Annotated in this window: 15 protein-coding genes; 8 read left to right on the plus strand and 7 right to left on the minus strand. The window is 73.7% G+C overall.

The features are described from left to right. The first annotated feature begins 76 nt into the window (after positions 1-76). The 3 genes from AB0883_RS25195 to AB0883_RS25205 all read left to right on the plus strand — a co-directional run bounded on the left by AB0883_RS25195 (position 77) and on the right by AB0883_RS25205 (position 3,860). Positions 77-1,147 (plus strand): zinc-dependent metalloprotease, encoded by a 1,071-nt coding sequence (locus tag AB0883_RS25195; RefSeq protein WP_366643711.1) that lies wholly within the window; start codon positions 77-79, stop codon positions 1,145-1,147. Positions 1,148-1,157: 10 nt separating this feature from the next. After that, entirely contained in the window at positions 1,158-2,150 is a 993-nt protein-coding gene (tilS, locus tag AB0883_RS25200) for a tRNA lysidine(34) synthetase TilS (protein WP_366643713.1), read from the plus strand. A 69-nt stretch (positions 2,151-2,219) separates the two neighbouring features. After that, entirely contained in the window at positions 2,220-3,860 is a 1,641-nt protein-coding gene (locus AB0883_RS25205; RefSeq protein WP_366643715.1) for a gamma-glutamyltransferase family protein, read from the plus strand. Positions 3,861-3,893: 33 nt separating this feature from the next. Here the strand turns inward: AB0883_RS25205 and AB0883_RS25210 are convergent, their stop codons facing one another. Then, on the minus strand, positions 3,894-4,850 hold the full coding sequence (locus AB0883_RS25210; protein WP_366643716.1) for a helix-turn-helix domain-containing protein: 957 nt from the start codon (positions 4,848-4,850) through the stop codon (positions 3,894-3,896). Between the two features lie 150 nt (positions 4,851-5,000). Between AB0883_RS25210 and AB0883_RS25215 the strand changes: the two genes are divergently transcribed. From AB0883_RS25215 to folE, 4 genes are all read left to right on the plus strand, one after another. Next, positions 5,001-5,138 carry a hypothetical protein gene (locus AB0883_RS25215; protein ID WP_199729671.1) on the plus strand — a complete coding sequence of 46 codons (138 nt, stop codon included), beginning with the start codon at positions 5,001-5,003 and terminating at the stop codon, positions 5,136-5,138. A gap of 101 nt (positions 5,139-5,239) precedes the next feature. Further along, entirely contained in the window at positions 5,240-5,815 is a 576-nt protein-coding gene (hpt, locus tag AB0883_RS25220) for a hypoxanthine phosphoribosyltransferase (protein WP_366643717.1), read from the plus strand. A gap of 493 nt (positions 5,816-6,308) precedes the next feature. Beyond that, a complete protein-coding gene (gene ftsH / locus AB0883_RS25225; protein ID WP_366643718.1) occupies positions 6,309-8,333 on the plus strand; it encodes an ATP-dependent zinc metalloprotease FtsH in 2,025 nt (674 codons plus the stop codon). Between the two features lie 38 nt (positions 8,334-8,371). Next, positions 8,372-9,034 carry a GTP cyclohydrolase I FolE gene (gene folE / locus AB0883_RS25230; RefSeq protein WP_366643772.1) on the plus strand — a complete coding sequence of 221 codons (663 nt, stop codon included), beginning with the start codon at positions 8,372-8,374 and terminating at the stop codon, positions 9,032-9,034. 81 nt (positions 9,035-9,115) lie between these two features. Here the strand turns inward: folE and AB0883_RS25235 are convergent, their stop codons facing one another. Further along, positions 9,116-9,871: a hypothetical protein gene (locus AB0883_RS25235; protein WP_366643719.1), complete on the minus strand. Its 756-nt coding sequence runs from the start codon at positions 9,869-9,871 to the stop codon at positions 9,116-9,118. Then, positions 9,868-12,417: an FtsK/SpoIIIE domain-containing protein gene (locus tag AB0883_RS25240; RefSeq protein ID WP_366643720.1), complete on the minus strand. Its 2,550-nt coding sequence runs from the start codon at positions 12,415-12,417 to the stop codon at positions 9,868-9,870. Before AB0883_RS25240 ends, AB0883_RS25235 begins: the two co-directional genes overlap by 4 nt. A 195-nt stretch (positions 12,418-12,612) precedes the next feature. Here AB0883_RS25240 and AB0883_RS25245 point away from each other — a divergent pair, with 195 nt between their 5' ends. After that, entirely contained in the window at positions 12,613-13,167 is a 555-nt protein-coding gene (locus tag AB0883_RS25245) for a hypothetical protein (protein WP_366643774.1), read from the plus strand. Positions 13,168-13,171: 4 nt separating this feature from the next. Here AB0883_RS25245 and AB0883_RS25250 read toward each other — a convergent pair whose 3' ends face one another. The 4 genes from AB0883_RS25250 to AB0883_RS25265 are packed head-to-tail and all read right to left on the minus strand — an operon-like array spanning position 13,172 to position 17,463. Continuing rightward, the gene (locus AB0883_RS25250) at positions 13,172-13,774 is read right to left on the minus strand and encodes a hypothetical protein (protein WP_366643721.1); all 603 of its coding nucleotides are present in this window, start codon (positions 13,772-13,774) and stop codon (positions 13,172-13,174) included. 13 nt (positions 13,775-13,787) lie between these two features. Then, positions 13,788-14,957 carry a M23 family metallopeptidase gene (locus AB0883_RS25255; protein WP_366643723.1) on the minus strand — a complete coding sequence of 390 codons (1,170 nt, stop codon included), beginning with the start codon at positions 14,955-14,957 and terminating at the stop codon, positions 13,788-13,790. Continuing rightward, positions 14,954-15,511: a hypothetical protein gene (locus AB0883_RS25260; protein ID WP_366643724.1), complete on the minus strand. Its 558-nt coding sequence runs from the start codon at positions 15,509-15,511 to the stop codon at positions 14,954-14,956. The genes AB0883_RS25255 and AB0883_RS25260 overlap by 4 nt, the downstream gene beginning before the upstream one ends. Continuing rightward, a complete protein-coding gene (locus AB0883_RS25265) occupies positions 15,508-17,463 on the minus strand; it encodes an MFS transporter (protein WP_366643725.1) in 1,956 nt (651 codons plus the stop codon). The genes AB0883_RS25260 and AB0883_RS25265 overlap by 4 nt, the downstream gene beginning before the upstream one ends. Position 17,464 lies beyond the last annotated feature (1 nt).

A 17,464-nucleotide genomic window follows, 5' to 3' on the forward strand; every position in this document is an offset into this window, starting at 1 on the left:
CCGTCGGGCGGGACCGGCGTCGATCGCCGGACGCGAGCCCGGGCCGGGGTGTCGCGGCGCGGGTACGGTGGGGTGCATGGCGCAGTTCGTGGACTGGGATCTGGCCGCCGCGACCGCGGGGGCACTGAGCAAGTCGGGCCCCCGGGTGTCGTACGCCGAGGCCACCGACGTGGTCGCTGAGCTGCGGCGGCTGACCGACGAGGCGGCCGGGCACGTCGCGGACTACACGGGGCTGCGTTCGCAGGTCTCCCACCCGCCGGTGCGGGTGGTGGACCGGCGGGACTGGGCGGCCACCAACATCGCCGGCCTGCGTGAGGTCATCACCCCACTGGTCGGCCGGCTCACCAAGGACAAGCAGCCGGGCGCGCTGACCGAGGCGATCGGCTCGCGGGTCACCGGCGTGCAGGCCGGCACCGTGCTGGCTTACCTCTCCGGCCGCGTCCTCGGCCAGTACGAGGTCTTCTCCGCCGACCCGGGGCAGCTGCTGCTGGTCGCGCCGAACATCGTCGAGGTGGAGCGCAAGCTCGGGGCCGACCCGCGCGACTTCCGGCTCTGGGTCTGCCTGCACGAGGTGACCCACCGCACCCAGTTCACCGCCGTGCCGTGGATGCGGGCGTACTTCCTCAGCGAGGTGCAGGCCTTCGTGGACGCGTCGTCCAGCGGCGGCGAGCACCTGCTGGAGCGGCTGCGCCGGGGCGTGGCCACCCTCTCGGACGCGGTGAAGGACCCGGAGAGCCGCACCAGCGTGCTGGACATCGTGCAGACCCCGGCGCAGCGGGCCGTGCTGGACCGGCTCACCGCGCTGATGACCCTGCTGGAGGGGCACGCCGAGTTCGTCATGGACGGCGTCGGCCCCCAGGTGGTCCCGAGCGTCGAGCAGATCCGGGCGGCGTTCAACCGGCGCCGGGAGGCCGGCAACCCGCTGGAGAAGGCCATCCGCCGGCTGCTCGGCATCGAGGTCAAGATGCGCCAGTACGCCGAGGGCCGCAAGTTCGTGCACGGCGTCGTGGACCGGGTCGGCATGGCGGGCTTCAACAAGATCTTCGGCTCGCCGCTCACCCTGCCCCGGCTGGAGGAGCTGGGCGACCCGGACGCCTGGGTGGCGCGGGTGCACGGGCCGGTCGGCCCGGCCCCGACCCTCGGCTGACCGTACGCCCGTGGCCGCGCTCGCCCCGCCGGTGGCCGCGATCCGGGTCGCGGTCCGCCGCGCGCTGGCCGACCTGCCGCCCGGGGGACCGGTGCTGGTCGCCTGCTCGGGCGGCGCGGACTCGCTCGCGCTGGCCGCCGCCACCGCGTTCGTGGCGCCCCGGACGGGTCGCGCCGCCGGCCTGGTGACTGTCGACCACGGCCTCCAGGAGGGCTCGGCACGGCGGGCCGCGGCGGTGGTGACCTGGGCCCGCGAGGTCGGCCTGGCTCCGGTCGAGTCGGTACGGGTGGAGGTGGTCGGGCGACCGGGCGGGCCCGAGGCGGCCGCCCGCGAGGCCCGCTACCGGGCGCTCGCCGAGGTGGCCAACCGGCTCGGGGCGGCGGCCCTGCTCACCGGGCACACCCGCGACGACCAGGCGGAGACCGTGCTGCTCGCGCTCGCCCGGGGCGCCGGCCCGCGCGGGCTGGCCGGGATGCCCGCCCGACGGGACCTCGACGGGGTGCCGCTGCTGCGCCCGCTGCTCGAGGTCGGCCGGGAGCAGACCCGCACGGCGTGCGCGGTGCTCGGGCTGAACCCCTGGGAGGACCCGCACAACGCCGACCCGTCGTACGCCCGGGCCCGCGTCCGGGCCGACCTGCTGCCCGCCCTGGTCCGCGCGCTCGGGCCGGGGGTGCTGGACAACCTGGCCCGGACCGCCCGGCTGGTGGCGGCGGACAACGCGGTCCTCGACGAGCTGGCCGCCGCCGCGCTGGACGACGTCCGCCATCCCGACGGCGGGCTCGCGGTGCGGGCGCTGGCCGATCTCCCGCCCGCGGTGCGCGGCCGGGTGCTGCACGCCTGGGCCCGGGAGTTGGGTGCCCCGCCGGCCGCCCTGTCGCACCGGCACGTGACCGCGCTGGACACGCTGGTCACCGGCTGGCGGGGGCAGGGGGCGGCGCACCTGCCGGGCGGGCTGCGGGTGCTGCGCCGCGACGGCCGGCTCGCCGCCATCGGCCCCCGCTGATCCGCTCGCCGGGGAACGGGGGCCCGTTCCGGGGCCGCGGGATCCGCCGGGAGGCGGTAGACATTGCGCATGGCGTACCCCCGACAGCCGCTCTTCGCGCCGCACGGCGCGGTGGCGACGAGCCAGCCGCTGGCCGCGGCGGCCGGCCTGGCCGTGCTGCGACGCGGCGGCAACGCCGTCGACGCGGCCCTGGCCACCGCGATCACCCTGACCGTGGTGCAGCCCCCCTCCAACGACATCGGCGGCGACCTCTTCGCCATCGTCTGGGACGGCGAGCGGCTGCACGGCCTCAACGCCTCCGGCCGGTCCCCGGCGACCCTGACCCGGGAGCTGGTGCTCGCCGCGACCGGAGGGCGCGGCGCGGCTCCGGTCGACGCCCTGGGCGGCGCGCAGCGGGTGGGGGCGGCGATGCCCGCCCGGGGCTGGCTGCCGGTGACCGTGCCCGGCGCGCCGGCCGGCTGGCGCGACCTGCACGACCGGTTCGGCTCGCTGCCCTTCGCGGATCTCTTCGCCGACGCGATCGGCTACGCCGAGCACGGTCACCCGGTCTCCCCCGGCGTGGCGGGGATCTGGTCGCGGGCGCTCGCCGCGCCCGGCCCGACCGGTGCGGAGTTCGTCGAGTTCGACCGCGTGTTCGCGCCCGGCGGCCGGGCGCCCCGGGCCGGGGAGCGCTGGCGCAACCCGGACGCGGCGCGGACCCTGCGGCTGATCGCCGACACCGGGGCGGAGGACTTCTACCGGGGCGGGATCGCGGAGGCGCTGGCCGCGCACGCGGCCCGCACCGGCGGCCTGCTCACCGGCGACGACCTGGCCCGGCACGCCTCGACCTGGGTGACCCCCGTGTCCGCCCGCTACCGGGGCCACGAGGTCTGGGAGCTGCCGCCCAACGGGCAGGGCCTGGCGGCGCTGCTGGCGCTGCACATCCTCGACGGGGCCGACCTCGCCGGGCTGCCGCTGGTCGAGCGGCTGCACCGGCAGATCGAGGCGATGAAGCTCGGCTTCGCCGACGCGCACGCCCACGTCGCCGATCCGGAGCGGGTGCCGGTGCCGACGCAGGCGCTGCTCTCGCCGGCGTACGCGGCGGCCCGCCGCGCGCTGATCACCGGGCGGGCCGGGGAGCCGACCGCCGGCGACCCGGAGCGCGGCGGCACGGTCTATCTCTGCACCGCCGACGCCGGCGGCATGATGGTCAGCCTGATCCAGTCGACCTACCTGGCGTTCGGCTCCCGCGTGGTGCTGCCCGGGCACGGCTTCGCCCTGCAGAACCGGGGGCTCGGGTTCCGCCTCGACCCCGCCCACCCCAACGTGGTGGGGCCGGCGAAGCGGCCCTACCACACGATCATTCCCGGCTTCCTGACCCGCGACGGGCGGCCCGTGGGCCCCTTCGGGGTGATGGGCGGGCACATGCAGCCGCAGGGGCACGTGCAGCTGGTCTCGGCGACGCTGGACGGCGGGCTCGACCCGCAGGCGGCGCTGGACGCGCCGCGCTGGTACTGGCACGCCGGCCGGTCGGTGCTGGTCGAGTCGGGGCTGGTCGCCACCGCCGAGGGGCGGGCCGCGGTCGCCGAGCTGCGGGCCCGGGGCCACGAGATCGCCGTCGCGGACGAGCCGGGGGTCTTCGGGCACGGGCAGGCGATCTGGCGGCTGCCGGACGGCGGCTACGTCGTCGGCTCGGAACCCCGGGTGGGCGGTGGGATGCTCGGCTGGTGACCGGGCTCCCGGCCCCGTGACCGGCCCGAGGGCTCAGGCCCCCACCCGGTCGCGGAAGGTGGTCCGGTAGGTGTGCGGGGTGGCGCCGACCCGGCGGGCGAAGTGGTGCCGCAGCGCCGCCGCGTCCCCGAAGCCGGCCCGGTCGGCGACGGCCTCGACGCTGAGCCCGGTCTCCTCCAACAGCCGCCGGGCCAGCAGCACCCGCTGGTTGGTCAGCCAGTCGTGCGGCGTGGTGCCGGTCTCGGCGCGGAACCGTCGGGCGAACGTGCGCGGGGACATCTCCGCCCGGGCGGCCAGCTCGTCGACGGTCACCGGGCGGTCCAGGTGGCCCATCAGCCATTCCAGCACCGGCTCCAGCGTCGGCGCCTCGGGGGTCGCGGGGATGGGTGCCTCGACGTACTGCGCCTGCCCGCCGTCGCGGTGCGGGGGGACCACCATCCGGCGGGCCAGCCGGGTGGCCGTCGCCGAGCCGTGCTCCTGGCGGATCAGGTGCAGGCAGGCGTCGATGCCGGCGGCCGTGCCGGCGCTGGTGAGCAGCCGGTCGTCCTGCACGTAGAGCGAGTTGCACCGGACCCGGGCGGTCGGGTGGCGGCGTTGCAGCTCGTCGACGTACCGCCAGTGGGTGGTGCACTCCCGGCCGTCGAGCAGGCCGGCCTCGCCCAGCACGAACGCGCCGGAGCAGACGCTGAACACGTACGCCCCCCGGTCGGCGGCGCGGCGCAGCGCGGCGAGCACCGTGGCCGGGACGACGGTGCCGTGGTGGGCCGGGACGGCGACCAGGTCGGCCTCCTCCATGGGGCCGAGGTCGGCGTGCGGGGTCAGGTGGAAGCCCGACGAGGTGCGGACCGGGGCCCCGTCGGGGCTGCACACGTGAAAGCGGTGGTCGGGGAACCCGTCGGCGGTGCGGTCGGTCCCGAAGACCTCGGCGAGGACCCCGAGTTCGAACGTGGCGACCTGGTCCAGGACGAGAACCGCGACGGATCTGAGCATGTGACGAGGGTAACCGCGCGGGTGGCAGGAAATCGAGGGGGAGTGGCATTCCTGCCACTGTCCGGGCGGTGGTGGCCGGCGGAGACTGGTTCCAGTCCGGTGCGCACCGGCGGCGAAAACGACAGCAACCATGCGAAAGCGAGCGCCGCCATGGAGATCCTGCTCTTCCTCTTCTTCTTCGTCGTCCTCGCCCTGGCCTCGGCCGCCGGCCTCACCGCCGACAGCCGGGACTCGGCCGACTGGAAGCCGTCCGACGACGGTCGCCGCTGGCGGTCGCGTGCCTGCTGAGGTGGATCGCGGCCTTTGAGAGGTTCGTCCGGGGTGGGACCGCGCCCAGAAGGGGCGGCCCCGCCGACGGAGGCCATCCGGCGTACGGCAGGCTAGGAGCCATGGCTGACGGCTCCTGGTACGACGCCGACATCGACCACGTGATCATCTCCGAGGCGCAGATCCGCGAGAAGACCGCGGAACTCGCCAAGCAGGTCTCGGCGGACTACGCCGACGTCGATGACGGGCTCCTGCTGGTCTGCGTCCTCAAGGGCGCGGTGATGTTCATGGCCGACTTCGCCCGGGCGCTGGGACGCAGCGGGCCGCCCGCCGAGCTGGACTTCATGGCCATCTCCTCCTACGGCCAGGGCACCACCTCCTCCGGCGTGGTCCGCATCCTCAAGGACCTCGACCGGGACATCGCCGGCCGGCACGTGGTCGTGGTCGAGGACATCGTCGACTCCGGCCTGACCCTGTCCTGGCTGCTGCGCTACCTGGAGTCCCGTTCGGCCGCGAGCGTCGAGGTGGTCGCGCTGTTCCGCAAGCCGGACGCGGTCAAGGTGCCGGTGCCGGTGAAGTACGTCGGCTTCGACATCCCGACCGAGTTCGTCGTCGGCTACGGCCTCGACTTCGGCGAGCGCTACCGCGAGCTGCCCTACGTCGGGGTGCTCAAGCCCGAGGTGTACGCCCGGTCCTGAGCCCCCGCCGGGCCCCGGCGCATCGGCGCCGGTCGAGCGGACGTTCAGCGGGCTCTCAGCGAATCGGACTACGGTAGAGGCCGGTGGCGTGGAGGCACCCTCCACGCCCGACCCCTCGAACCGCGGTACCGGGCGGACGGGAGGCCGGGCGCGGAGCTCCCGTCACGCCGGCTGACCCGGTTCGCCCTACGCGTAATTGTTGGGCTCGCAGGCGCGTTCCGCGCGCGCACGATGATCGGATCGTGCGCGATCGCGGGGTTCGCAAGCTCGCTCGGTGCGCGCACAGCTGTTCCCTTTGTGCGCGACTGCGGGGCTCGCAAGCTCACTGCTCGCGTGCACGGTGTACCGTCGAATGACCGCGGCGCGGCAGTTTCGTGCCTCGGGGTCGAGCCGGCCCGCACGGCGGCTCCGGCCGCCGCCGCAGGCGGCGACACCATCAGACGGTCAGGACGTCGATCAGGAGGATGCGGGCGCCTCGGCGCTCGACAACAGCATGGAACGTACGCGTTTCTTCCGCCGACCGGTGGTCTGGATCATCCTGGTCATCCTCGGCGCCGTTGTGCTCAGTCAACTGTTCACCGCTGGTCCCAGCTACCACCGGGTGGACACTTCCATTGCGCTCGACCAGCTCAACAAGGGCGGCATCGACAAGGTTGTCTTCCAGGACAAGGAGCAGACGCTCCGGCTCGACCTGAAGGACAAGGCCAAGTTCGGTGACACCGACACCGACCGGATCGAGGCGCAGTTCCCCTACGAGGTCGGCGACGAGGTCTGGAACGAGGTCCTCGAGGCCAAGGCGAACAACCGGGTCACCGGCCCGGCCAACGTCGAGGTGTCGTCCGACAGCATCTGGGTGAGCCTGCTGGTCAACCTGCTCCCGATCGCCCTGCTGGTGCTTCTGCTGCTCTTCTTCATGTCGCAGATGCAGGGCGGCGGCTCCCGCGTGCTCAACTTCGGCAAGTCCAAGGCGAAGATGATCACCAAAGACACGCCGAAGACCACGTTCGCGGACGTGGCCGGCGCCGAGGAGGCCGTCGAGGAGCTGCACGAGATCAAGGACTTCCTGCAGAACCCGGCGAAGTACCAGGCCCTGGGCGCCAAGATCCCGAAGGGCGTCCTGCTCTTCGGCCCGCCCGGCACCGGTAAGACGCTGCTGGCCCGCGCCGTCGCCGGCGAGGCAGGGGTGCCCTTCTACTCGATCTCCGGCTCGGACTTCGTGGAGATGTTCGTCGGTGTCGGCGCCAGCCGGGTCCGCGACCTCTTCGAGCAGGCCAAGGCGAACGCGCCCGCCATCGTCTTCGTCGACGAGATCGACGCCGTCGGCCGCCACCGCGGCGCCGGCATGGGCGGCGGTCACGACGAGCGCGAGCAGACCCTCAACCAGCTGCTCGTCGAGATGGACGGCTTCGACACCAAGGGCGGGGTCATCCTGATCGCCGCCACCAACCGGCCGGACATCCTCGACCCGGCGCTGCTGCGCCCCGGCCGCTTCGACCGGCAGATCCCGGTGGACGCCCCCGACATGGAGGGCCGCAAGGCGATCCTGCGGGTGCACGCCAAGGGCAAGCCGTTCACCCCCGACGTCGACCTCGACGCGGTGGCGCGGCGCACCCCCGGCTTCAGCGGTGCCGACCTGGCCAACGTGATCAACGAGTCCGCGCTGCTCACCGCCCGCAAGGACCAGCGGGCGATCACCAACGACTCCCTGGAGGAGTCGATCGACCGGGTGATCGCCGGTCCGCAGCGCCGGACCCGGGTGATGAGCGACCAGGAGAAGAAGATCACCGCGTACCACGAGGGTGGGCACGCGCTGGTCGCCTGGGCGCTGCCGCACGCCGCGCCGGTGCACAAGGTGACGATCCTGTCCCGCGGTCGGTCGCTGGGCCACACCCTGGTCCTGCCCACCGAGGACAAGTACACCCAGACCCGCGCCGAGATGGTCGACACCCTGGCGTACGCGCTGGGCGGCCGGGCCGCCGAGGAGCTGGTCTTCCACGAGCCGACCACCGGCGCCGGCAACGACATCGAGAAGGCCACCCAGCTGGCCCGCGCGATGATCACGCAGTACGGCATGAGCTCCAAGCTCGGCGCGATCAAGTACGGCACCAGCGGCGACGAGCCGTTCCTCGGCCGCAACATGGGCCACGAGCGGGACTACTCCGACGCCGTCGCCGCCGAGATCGACGGCGAGATGCGGGCGCTGATCGAGCTGGCCCACGACGAGGCCTGGGAGATCCTGGTGGAATACCGGGACGTCCTGGACAACATCGTGCTGGAGCTGATGGAGAAGGAGACCCTCTCCACCGCCGACATGGCCCGGATCTGCGCCCGGGTGGCCAAGCGGCCGCCGATGGCGCCGTACAACGGCTTCGGCAAGCGCCAGCCCTCCACCGAGCCGCCGGTGCTCACGCCGGCGGAGAAGGACGCGCTGAAGGTGCAGGCCCAGGCCGACGGCGCCCAGGCGACGGTGGGCGGCGGCAGCCCGAACAACTCCAACAACTCGGACGGTACGCACTGAGCACCGACCCGACGGCCAGTTCCCGGGAGCACCGGGAACTGGCCGTCTCCGCGACCGAGCCGGACGGCGACGACACCCTCGACTACGTCGCCGCGCGCCTGATCAGCGGCAAGCTCACCGGTCGGCCCGTCGAGGAGACCATGGACCTCGGGCGGATCGAGAAGGCCGTCCGCGAGATCCTGATCGCCGTCGGGGAGGACCCGGACCGCGACGGGCTCCAGCAGACCCCGGCCCGGGTGGCCCGCGCGTACGCCGAACTCTTCGCCGGCCTCCGGGTCGACCCGGCCCAGGTGCTCAGCACCACCTTCGAGGCCAACCACGAGGAGTTGGTGCTCGTCCGGGACATCGACGTGATGAGCCTCTGCGAGCACCACCTGCTGCCGTTCCGGGGCAGCGCCCACATCGGCTACATCCCGGGGCCGGACGGCCGGATCACCGGCCTGTCCAAGCTGGCCCGGCTGGTCGAGGTCTTCGCCCGCCGGCCGCAGGTCCAGGAGCGGCTCACCTCGCAGATCGCCGACCTGCTGATGGAGCGGCTCGCGCCGCGCGGCGTGGTGGTGGTGCTCGAATGCGAGCACATGTGCATGGCGATGCGCGGCATCCAGAAGTCGGGCGCCAAGACCATCACGTCCGCCGTGCGGGGCACCCTCCAGCGCGACGCCAAGTCGCGCGCCGAGGCGATGGCGCTGATCCACCGCTGACCGTGAGAAACCGGCCGGCCGAGCCCGCACCACGGGTCGGCCGGCCGGCGCGTGTCAGCCCGCCGACGTGGGTCGTGCCGCTCAGCCGGCCAGCATCGCGAGCAACAGGCCCGCGCTGACCAGCACCGCCGGGACCAGACACACCAGGGCACCGAGCCGGGCCGTGCGCTCCATCCGGCCGCCCGCCGGCGGGGGAAAGAGCCGCCCGACGCCGATCCAGCCCGCCACGAACGCCACCGCGGGCATCGGCAGCCCGCAGACCAGCGCGGCCACGCTGGCCGCCCCGGTGCCGGTCGCCACGAACAACGCGAGCTGGATCGCCGGCACCAGCAGCGCCAGGGGCCCGTACACCAGCAGGTTCCGCAGGCGCGGCGGCCAGGCGGCCAGGCGGGGCAGCCCACGCGCGGAGAGCGTCGCGTCCGCGGCGTCCGCCCGTCCCCGGGCGGCGCGGAGCGCGGCCAGCACCGCCGCCGGCCCGCCCGCCATCGCCCGGACCGCCTCGGTCACCTCCGGCGGCGTCGGAACCAGCGAGATCGGCGGTACGCCCCGCTCGCGCAGTCGGGCCTCCTGCGACGCCAGCCGAGTGCGTAGGGCGGTCAACTCCTCGCGGGCGGCCTGCACCGACCGGGCCTGCTCGCCGGCGGCGGTGGCCGCGTCGCGGCGTACCCCGTCGAGCTGGCGGGCGGCGGCGAGGTACTCGGTCCACGCGGCGCGCACCGGGTCGACGCTTCCCGCCGGCCCGGCCGTGTCGGTGCGTTCCGGCGTCGGGTCGGCGCCGGGACGCTGCCGCCCCGGCGCGGCGTGCCCCGTCGAGGTCCGTGCCCCGCCGCCGGTCATACCGGATCCCCCTCCTCGCCGAACGGGACCAGCACGGTGCCCTGCTCGCCGGGGCCGTCCCAGAGCACCGCCCGGCCGGGGCGGGGCCGCCACTGCACCTGCCGCCCGAAGACCGACGCGAGCTGCGCGCCCGGCAGGTCCACCACGGCCACGGCGGCCAGCTTGTCCACCTCGCCCTCGGGTTCGAGCAGCGCCGCGAAGGACGGCACCGTCCGCCAGCGGCCCAGCAGGTGCCGGCCGGCGGGCGGTCCCTCCCGCAGCCGCGCGCGCAGCCGCTCCGGGGGCAACTGCTCCGGCGTCGGCACGTCCAGTCCGAAGACCACCAGGTAGGCCGGCACGGCGTCGTCCACGGCGGCGAGCAGGCCGGCGACGTCCACCGTGTCCACCGGGTGCCGCCCGGCCAGCTCGGCCGCCAACGCCTCGGTCAGCGGCCGGCACTCCTCGTCCGGCGCGGCGAGCACGAAGCGGGCGGCCCCCGGCGCGTGGTGCGCCGCCGCGCTGCGCGCCGCGGTGGCGAGCAGCCGGGCCGCCTCCGGCCCGGGACCGAGCACGGCCAGGTTCCGCCCCGGGGCCGGCGCGAGCGACACCGCGACGGTGGTCCGGGGCACGTCCACCGCCCGGCCCAGCAGGGCGGCGGGACCGGGCGCCTGCCCGGCGAGCGCGGCCCGGTGCCGGGGGTCGTTGCGCAGCAGCGGGCGGGCGTAACCGGCGAAGACCACCGGCGGGGTGGCCCCCTCCGGGCGGGCCGACCAGAGCCGGTGCCGCAGCTCCTCCACCGTGTCGGGGTGGTCCTGCGGGTCCGGGAACCGGACCATCCGCTCGTGCCCCCGGATCGCGCCCCGGGGCCCGCCGAGCCCGCCGGCGGTGTTCACCACCGCGCTGCCCACCGGCAGCCCGGCGGCCGAGTCGTTCGTCGGCTCCAGCACGGCGCCCCCGCCGGGCAGTGCCACCCGCACCGGGAACTGCCCCAGCACCGAGTCCCGGTCCGTACGCGAGCCCAACCCCAGGTCGCCCTCGCCGGCCAGCACCAGGTGCACCCCGTACGCGCGCCCGGTGCGGGCCAGCGCGTCCAGCCGGGCGGCGGCGTCGGCGGCCAGTCGGTCCCGCTCGGCGAAGAGCAGCGGGAGATTGTCGAGCACGCACACGATCCGGGGCATGGCCCGGTGCTGCCGCAGCTCGGCGAAGCGCTGCCCCCCGGCCCGGCCGCCCGCCTCCTCGCGGCGGCGCACCTCCGCCACCAGCTCGTCCAGCAGGCTCAGCACGTACTCCCGGTCGGCGGCCATCGCGGCGGCCCGCACCTGGGGGATCCACGACCGGTCGCGCTCGGTCTGGAGGAACTCCACGAAGGATTCGGCGTCGGCGAGATCCGCCAGGTAGAGAGCCAGCTCGTCGGGGCCGTACCGGGCGGTCAGGCCGAGCAGCGCGGTGGTGAGGAACGTGGACCGGCCCGCGCCCGAGCGGCCGCTGACCAGCCAGTGTGGCGTCAGCTCCGTGAAGCCGAGCGACACGGGGCGGCCACCGGCGTCCCCGACGGTCGTGGTCAGCCCGCCCACCCCGCTCGTCGTCCACAGCTCCTCGTCGGCCGCCGGCAGCAGGTCGGTGAGCGCCAGCCGGGAACCCGCCTCCACCTGCGCGGCCAGCCGGCGGCAGACCGCGTCGACGAGTTCGGCCGGCGGATCCGCCTCGATGAAGACCGGCGAGTTCAGCCCGCCCGGCGGCTCGGCGCCCGGGCCGGCGAACGACCCGCCCGGCGGGTCACCCAGCAGCGCGTACGCGGTGCGGACCGCCAGCGTCGTCGCCTGCGGCAGCGGCTCCCGGTCGCCCGCCGGAGGCCAGCCCGCCACCACCAGGTGCAGGCCGGCGGAGCGGCCCGGCTCGGCCAGGGCCTCGATCCGGGCCAGGTCGGTGGCTCCGGTCGACTCGGGCAGGGCGGCGATCACCAGCAGCAGCGTCCGGTCGTGCCGGCGTCGCCCGCTCGTCCCCGGCGCCACCCACTGCTCGGCCTCGGTGAGCACGGCCCGCAGCCCCGCCACGTCCACCGCCGGGGGCGGCAGCAGGCCCGCGTCCGCGAGCGGCGTGAACGGCGCGAGGGCCGTGCCGGTCGCGTCCACCGCGCGGGCCAGTAGCGCCCCGGCCGGGGTCGCCGCCAACAGCCGCAGCAGTACGCTCCGTAGCAGCCCCGCCACCCGGGGATCCCGGGCGTCCACGTCCACCGAGAGGTGGCCCGTGCCGAGCAACGGCACCAGTGCGGGGAACCGGGCGTCGTCCAGCGGTGCCGCCGTACCGACCCGGACGAAGGGAGGTGGCCCCTCACCGGCCGGTGTGGTCGGTGCCACCGTCTCCAGGGGAGCGCCCGCCCAGCCGGGGGCCAGCACCGCCGCCGCGGACCGGAGACGGTCGGCCAGCTCGTACTGGCGGCGCTGGTCGGCGGGGACGGGTCTGGTGTCGTCGAGGACGCTCGCGGCGGCGGTCGCGGTGGCGGCGGCCCGCCGGTGCAGTGCGGCGGCGCGGTTGGTGCGTGCCTTCGGACCGGCCACCGCGTCCACCCCCTCTGCCCGAGGTCGGCAACCCCTCCCCGCGCAGAGACCGTAACCCAGCCGGGCCGACTCGTCCGGGATGCGCGGCGGCACTGCGCCGGGGATGTCGTGGATCTCACCGATGGGGAGTGGTCCGTCACGATCCGCTGGATCTGGGGCATTGGGTCTACCGCGTCCAGCCGCTAGCCTCAGAGGGTGGAATCAGTGCAGCCCCCCGCCGGTTCCCAGGTCTCCCGCGTACCGGCGCAACGGCCTCCCTCGGACCACCTGGCGCCGCCCTCGCCGGCCCCGGTGCCGGAGCGGCCACGGCGGCGGCTGCGCACCGTGCTCACCGTGGTCACGAGCGTCGTCGTGGCACTCTGCCTCGGCGGAGTGGCCGCCGGATACGTGCTCTACAACCGTGCCGCGGCACCGGACCGCGGATCTCCGGACGTGGCTGTCGTCAACTACTTGCAGGCTGCGCTTGTCTCGCGCGACCAGAACCGAGCTCTGCTCTTCACCTGTGGCGGCCCGCTGCAGTCGATTGATGATCTGCGAACTCAGGTCGAGCGACGTGAACGGGAACTGGGGACGAGCTTCTCGATCAATATCGAGAACATCGTCGTGGTCATGAACGGCTCATCGGCGGCCACGGTCACAGCTGTCATCCGTCGTAGTGCCTCTGTGGACGGAGTGCAACAAAGCCTCACTGACCCATGGCGTTTCGAGGCACAGGACAGAAACGGGTGGCGAGTCTGTGCCGGAGCGCCAGCGAGCTGAGTCGTCACTCAATCCAGAGCAGATGCACCGGGACTTCCAGTGTGGTCGGCGACTGGCCCCGCCAGGCCCAGCGGTACCACTCCACCTCCGGCGTCACCCGGACGCAGATGTCGCCCTCCGCGCCGGAGTAGGTTTCGGTGACGGCACGCAGATCACGGTGTTCGACGGAGTCCACGACGTGCACCACCCGGCGACCCGTGACGGCGTCCGACTCGAAGACGGGGGTCGGCATGCGGTGCGCCGGGGCGTCCAGCGAGACCAAGCGGACGCCCGTCCCGCGATCCACCGACGCGTCCGGCCGCCGGGCCCCCACCGTCTCCACCCAGACCCGCTCGACCGGGACCAGCGGCGCGAAGACCTCCACCTGGTCGGACTCCGCCCGGTACCACTCGTGCTCGGGGATGACCGGCACGTAGGTCCGGCTGCCCTGCACCACCCGGTCGTCGGCGCGTAGGTCACCGCGCCAGCCGAACCCGGGCAGGCCGACCAGCACGCGCTGCCCGCGGAGTTCGACGCGGCCGGTGGCCGGCACGATCTCGATCGGTCGGGGCGGCCGGGGAGCCCAGTCCGGATGGTCGGCGAACGGGTCGGGAAGCGGCTCGTTCATGACGGCGAGCGTCTCATCCCGTGCCCTTGAGCGGCGCGCCGCGCGATCGCATGAACGGCACCGGGTCGATGGCGCCCCGGCTGCTCCGGTCCTCGTCCTTGTGTACCTCGAAGTGCAGATGAGGGCCGGAGGAATTGCCGCTGCTGCCCACCTCGCCGATGACCGTTCCGGCCTCGACGAGTTGGCCGACCGTGACCCGAGGCTTGCTGACCATGTGGCAGTAGCGGGTGATGAAGCCACCGGCGTGCAGGACGTCCACGAACCAGCCGCAGCCGCCCTTGTTCGGCCAGCCGTCCACGTTGCAGGTGCGCCTGCCGCGATTGTCAGGGTCACAGCGGGACACCAGGACGCGTCCGGTGGCCGCGACCCGGATGTCGGTGCCCTTCGGTGCGGCGATGTCTACCCCGTTGTGCCCGGGTCGGCTCGCGGTGCGGAATCCTGAGCCGACGCCGCCGGGTATGGGAGCCGTCCAACCGGAGGCGGCGATTTGTCCTCCGGCGGCGCGGTCGCACTCCTGCTTTTCCCCGACCAACACGATCCGAGCGGCCCCGCCGGCCAGCGCGTTGACGATCTGGGCGGCGACGTCCTCGTGCTTGGCGTACGCGTCCGGGAAGGCGCTGATCTGCACGGCCTGCGCGGCCCGGGTCAGCGACATCGTCTCCCAGCCGGGCACCTTGACCAGCTTCTCGTAGAACTTCCGAGCGGCGTACTCCGGCCGCATTCGCTGAGCCACGCTGCCCCAGCCGGCCCGCTGCTGAAAGAGACCGACGGAGTCGTGGTCAGCGCCTATGCCCTCGTTGGGCAGGTTCTCGGACTCGCCAACCGTCCGGTTTGCCAGATTGAGAAGTCTGGACTCCTGCATGGCGGTCGCCACAGCGATCACCCACCCGCGAGGCGGCACCTTCATCTCCTGCCCCACCTTGATGATTCGCGCGGCGTTACGGAGCTGACGATCGCCGTATTGAGGTATCCGAGGCATGTCGCCTACTACATTTACCTGGGAATTCTCCTTGCAATCCTGGCTGGCCAACGTCATACCGGTACTGGACTCGCCGCCCAGTTCCGTAAGGAAGAATGCACCCGCGCCGCCGGTGCAGCAGAGCAGGGCGAGTGTTGCGGTCAACGCGGCGGCCAACGCGCCGAGCCGGAGTTGCCGACGGCGGGGTCGTGTCTCGTCGCTCATCGCTGCTCCCAGTCCACCGCGTCCACCAGCCATCGCCCCTCGGGCGCCACCAGTTCGAGGCGGAGCCGTCCCGTGTCCAGCGGAACCAGCACCTCGACGAAGTTCTCGGACCGGGGCCGGAGCGTGACATCGCCGTTCACCTGCCCGGCCGGAACCCCGGACGGGTCGACGCCGGCCAGTTTGTCGGTCAGCATCGAGGTCGACAGCGGACGTAGGCCCTCCTGCCACCGCTGCGCCGTGATGCCCGGCTTGCCGAGCCAGGCGGCGACGAAGCGTTCGGCGGTCTGCTCCGGCGTGAGGTCGCCGGGTCGGGTGACCGGGGAGGGGGGAGCGCCCGTCGAGAACGCCCCGTCGTCACCGACGGTCGGGGCAACCGTGGTGATCGGCCGGCTCGGGCGGTTACTTAGTTCGGAGGTGGGATCGCCGGGTCCGGACACCAGCCGCGCCGCTCCGATGATCCCGAACACGAGGACGGCGATGCCGATCGCGACGCCGAACCGGGACCGGAGGACCCGGGTGACCAGGAATTCGACCGCCCGCCGCACCGCACTCACCGCGCCTCGGACCGGATCCGGGGAGTGGGCCGGTCAGGCTCGCGTTCGGCGGATCCGGGACGGTAGATGACGAATGAGGGGTTCTCGTCCGGCACGTCCGGCTCCGTCCAGGTGGCCGGCTGCCGCCGCCGGGGGCGGGGCGCGACCGGGCGGGAGGTGCCCCGTTCCTCGGACGGCGCCGCCTCTTCGGCGGCCGACTCTCGGCCGTCGGGCCGCTGCCGCTCCTCCCCACCGGGCTTGGCGGCCGGCCCACCGCGGGTGGCGGCGTGTGCCGGATCCTCCCGCCGGGCCTCGGGCCGGAGGGTGCGCTGCTCCGCCACGACGGCACTGCGCCGGCCCATTGCCGGCTCGGCCGTGCCGCCGGGCTCAGCGACGTCGAGACGGGCGGCGGTGCGCATGTCCCGGAAGAAGCGCCGGTGCCACGAGCCGGCCGAGCTGACCGCCTCGCTGCTGTCCTTGCCGCCGAGCTGGGTGATCCTCCGGTAGGGACGCAGCAGCAGCCAGCCGACCACCCCGCAGAGCCAGACCAGCACCACCTGGAGCCAGCCGGGCAGGGTCGGCGTGCTCATGATGAGGTCGACCGCGAAGAGGTAGATGGCGGCACCGGTGCCGAAGATGGCGATGTTGAAGACGGCGGCGACCACCGCGTTCGCCAACCGCCGCAACCCGGCGCTGGCCGGGCGCATCAGGCCCACCGTCCCGAGGATCGGCGCGGCGATCACCGCCCAGCGGAAGATCAGGAAGCCCAGCAGCACCAGCAGCGAGGCGGTCAGGTCGAACATCGCGAAGAGCACGGCGGCCAGCACCGCGATGAAACCAGCACCCACCCGGTCCATGTCCCGGACGCCTTGGAGGTACTCGTACGCCTCCGGGTCCTCTTCCTTGATCTGCTCGGCCACCTTCATCCACTGCTGCTGCTTCGCCTCCATGGTGGCTTGACGCGTCGCCGGATTTGCACGGATAGACTGCGCCTCACCCCAGGTCAGCGATCGGGCGTCGTAGAGGGCCTGGCCGTACTTCTTGGCGGTTTCGCTGTCAGCCGACCCAAGGACACCCCGTAGCCAGTTCCGGTACAGCATGGACTCGGTAGCGGTGTCGCTGGCTCGGACGGCGGGCTTACGGTTGTCCTTGCAGCGTTCGGGATTGGGGTCGATGCATCGGCCGGGCGCAGGTTCCTCCACCTGCGGTCCGACGGCGTCATGCACCACGCCCAGGGTGGTGACGAGGGTGCCGTCGGCGATGTTGGCCGACTTGACCGGCCAGGCGGCCAGGGCGGTCACCGCCACCATCACCAGCAGGGCCCAGCCTGCCGTGGTCATCGCGTTGCTCATGTCCGACTGGCGGGAGCGCCAGAGCAGGTACAGGCCGACCACGCAGAGCGTGACGATGCCGAAGACGCTGAACACCTTCTGGTAGACGGCCTTGGTCGCCTGGTCCACCAGCGGGTCGGCCCAGCCCCACATCGAGCGCGGGTCCCAAGCGCGTTCCCGCAGCGCGTTGGAAGCGCCGATCACTGCAGTGGCGATCATGAACTCGCCGTTGGCGACGGTAGTCGTGAATTTGTAGTCCGGGTGGAGCACGGTTGACGCGCATCCGATGTCGTATGTCGTGTAGCTGTACCCGGCGTAGCCGTAGAGGCTGTATCTGCCGGTGATACCGGTGGAGGCTTCCGGTGGGGAACTGGCGAACCAGCCAGCAAGACCTGCGTCGGGAGCTCCGGGCGTTGGTGGCTCCAGGCACTCCGCCCGGGCTGCCGACACGTCCTTCAGCTTGCCGACGCAGGTGCGGAAGTCGGCCTGCCACTCCGCGGTGGTGCAGAGGTCGGCCTTCGCCTGAGCGGTCAGCGGTGCGGGGGCCGCCGCGGCACCGACGGCCGGCCAGCCGATCGTGGCCCCGGCGAGTACGCCGACCGCGAGCAGGAACGCCGCCAACCGTGCCCGGGCCCGCGCCATG

The sequence above is a fragment of the Micromonospora sp. NPDC047812 genome, from assembly GCF_040704175.1.
In the GTDB taxonomy this organism is placed as follows: Bacteria; Actinomycetota; Actinomycetes; order Mycobacteriales; family Micromonosporaceae; genus Micromonospora.

Excerpts from the sequence above, each read along its gene's own strand:
- AB0883_RS25210 (WP_366643716.1), bottom strand. The coding sequence starts at position 4,850 with ATGCTCAGATCCGTCGCGGTTCTCGTCCTGGACCAGGTCGCCACGTTC.
- hpt (WP_366643717.1), top strand. The coding sequence starts at position 5,240 with ATGGCTGACGGCTCCTGGTACGACGCCGACATCGACCACGTGATCATC.
- AB0883_RS25205 (WP_366643715.1), top strand. The coding sequence starts at position 2,220 with ATGGCGTACCCCCGACAGCCGCTCTTCGCGCCGCACGGCGCGGTGGCG.
- AB0883_RS25250 (WP_366643721.1), bottom strand. The coding sequence starts at position 13,774 with ATGAACGAGCCGCTTCCCGACCCGTTCGCCGACCATCCGGACTGGGCT.
- AB0883_RS25255 (WP_366643723.1), bottom strand. The coding sequence starts at position 14,957 with ATGAGCGACGAGACACGACCCCGCCGTCGGCAACTCCGGCTCGGCGCG.
- AB0883_RS25265 (WP_366643725.1), bottom strand. The coding sequence starts at position 17,463 with ATGGCGCGGGCCCGGGCACGGTTGGCGGCGTTCCTGCTCGCGGTCGGC.
- AB0883_RS25195 (WP_366643711.1), top strand. The coding sequence starts at position 77 with ATGGCGCAGTTCGTGGACTGGGATCTGGCCGCCGCGACCGCGGGGGCA.
- AB0883_RS25235 (WP_366643719.1), bottom strand. The coding sequence starts at position 9,871 with ATGACCGGCGGCGGGGCACGGACCTCGACGGGGCACGCCGCGCCGGGG.
- AB0883_RS25215 (WP_199729671.1), top strand. The coding sequence starts at position 5,001 with ATGGAGATCCTGCTCTTCCTCTTCTTCTTCGTCGTCCTCGCCCTGGCC.
- ftsH (WP_366643718.1), top strand. The coding sequence starts at position 6,309 with ATGGAACGTACGCGTTTCTTCCGCCGACCGGTGGTCTGGATCATCCTG.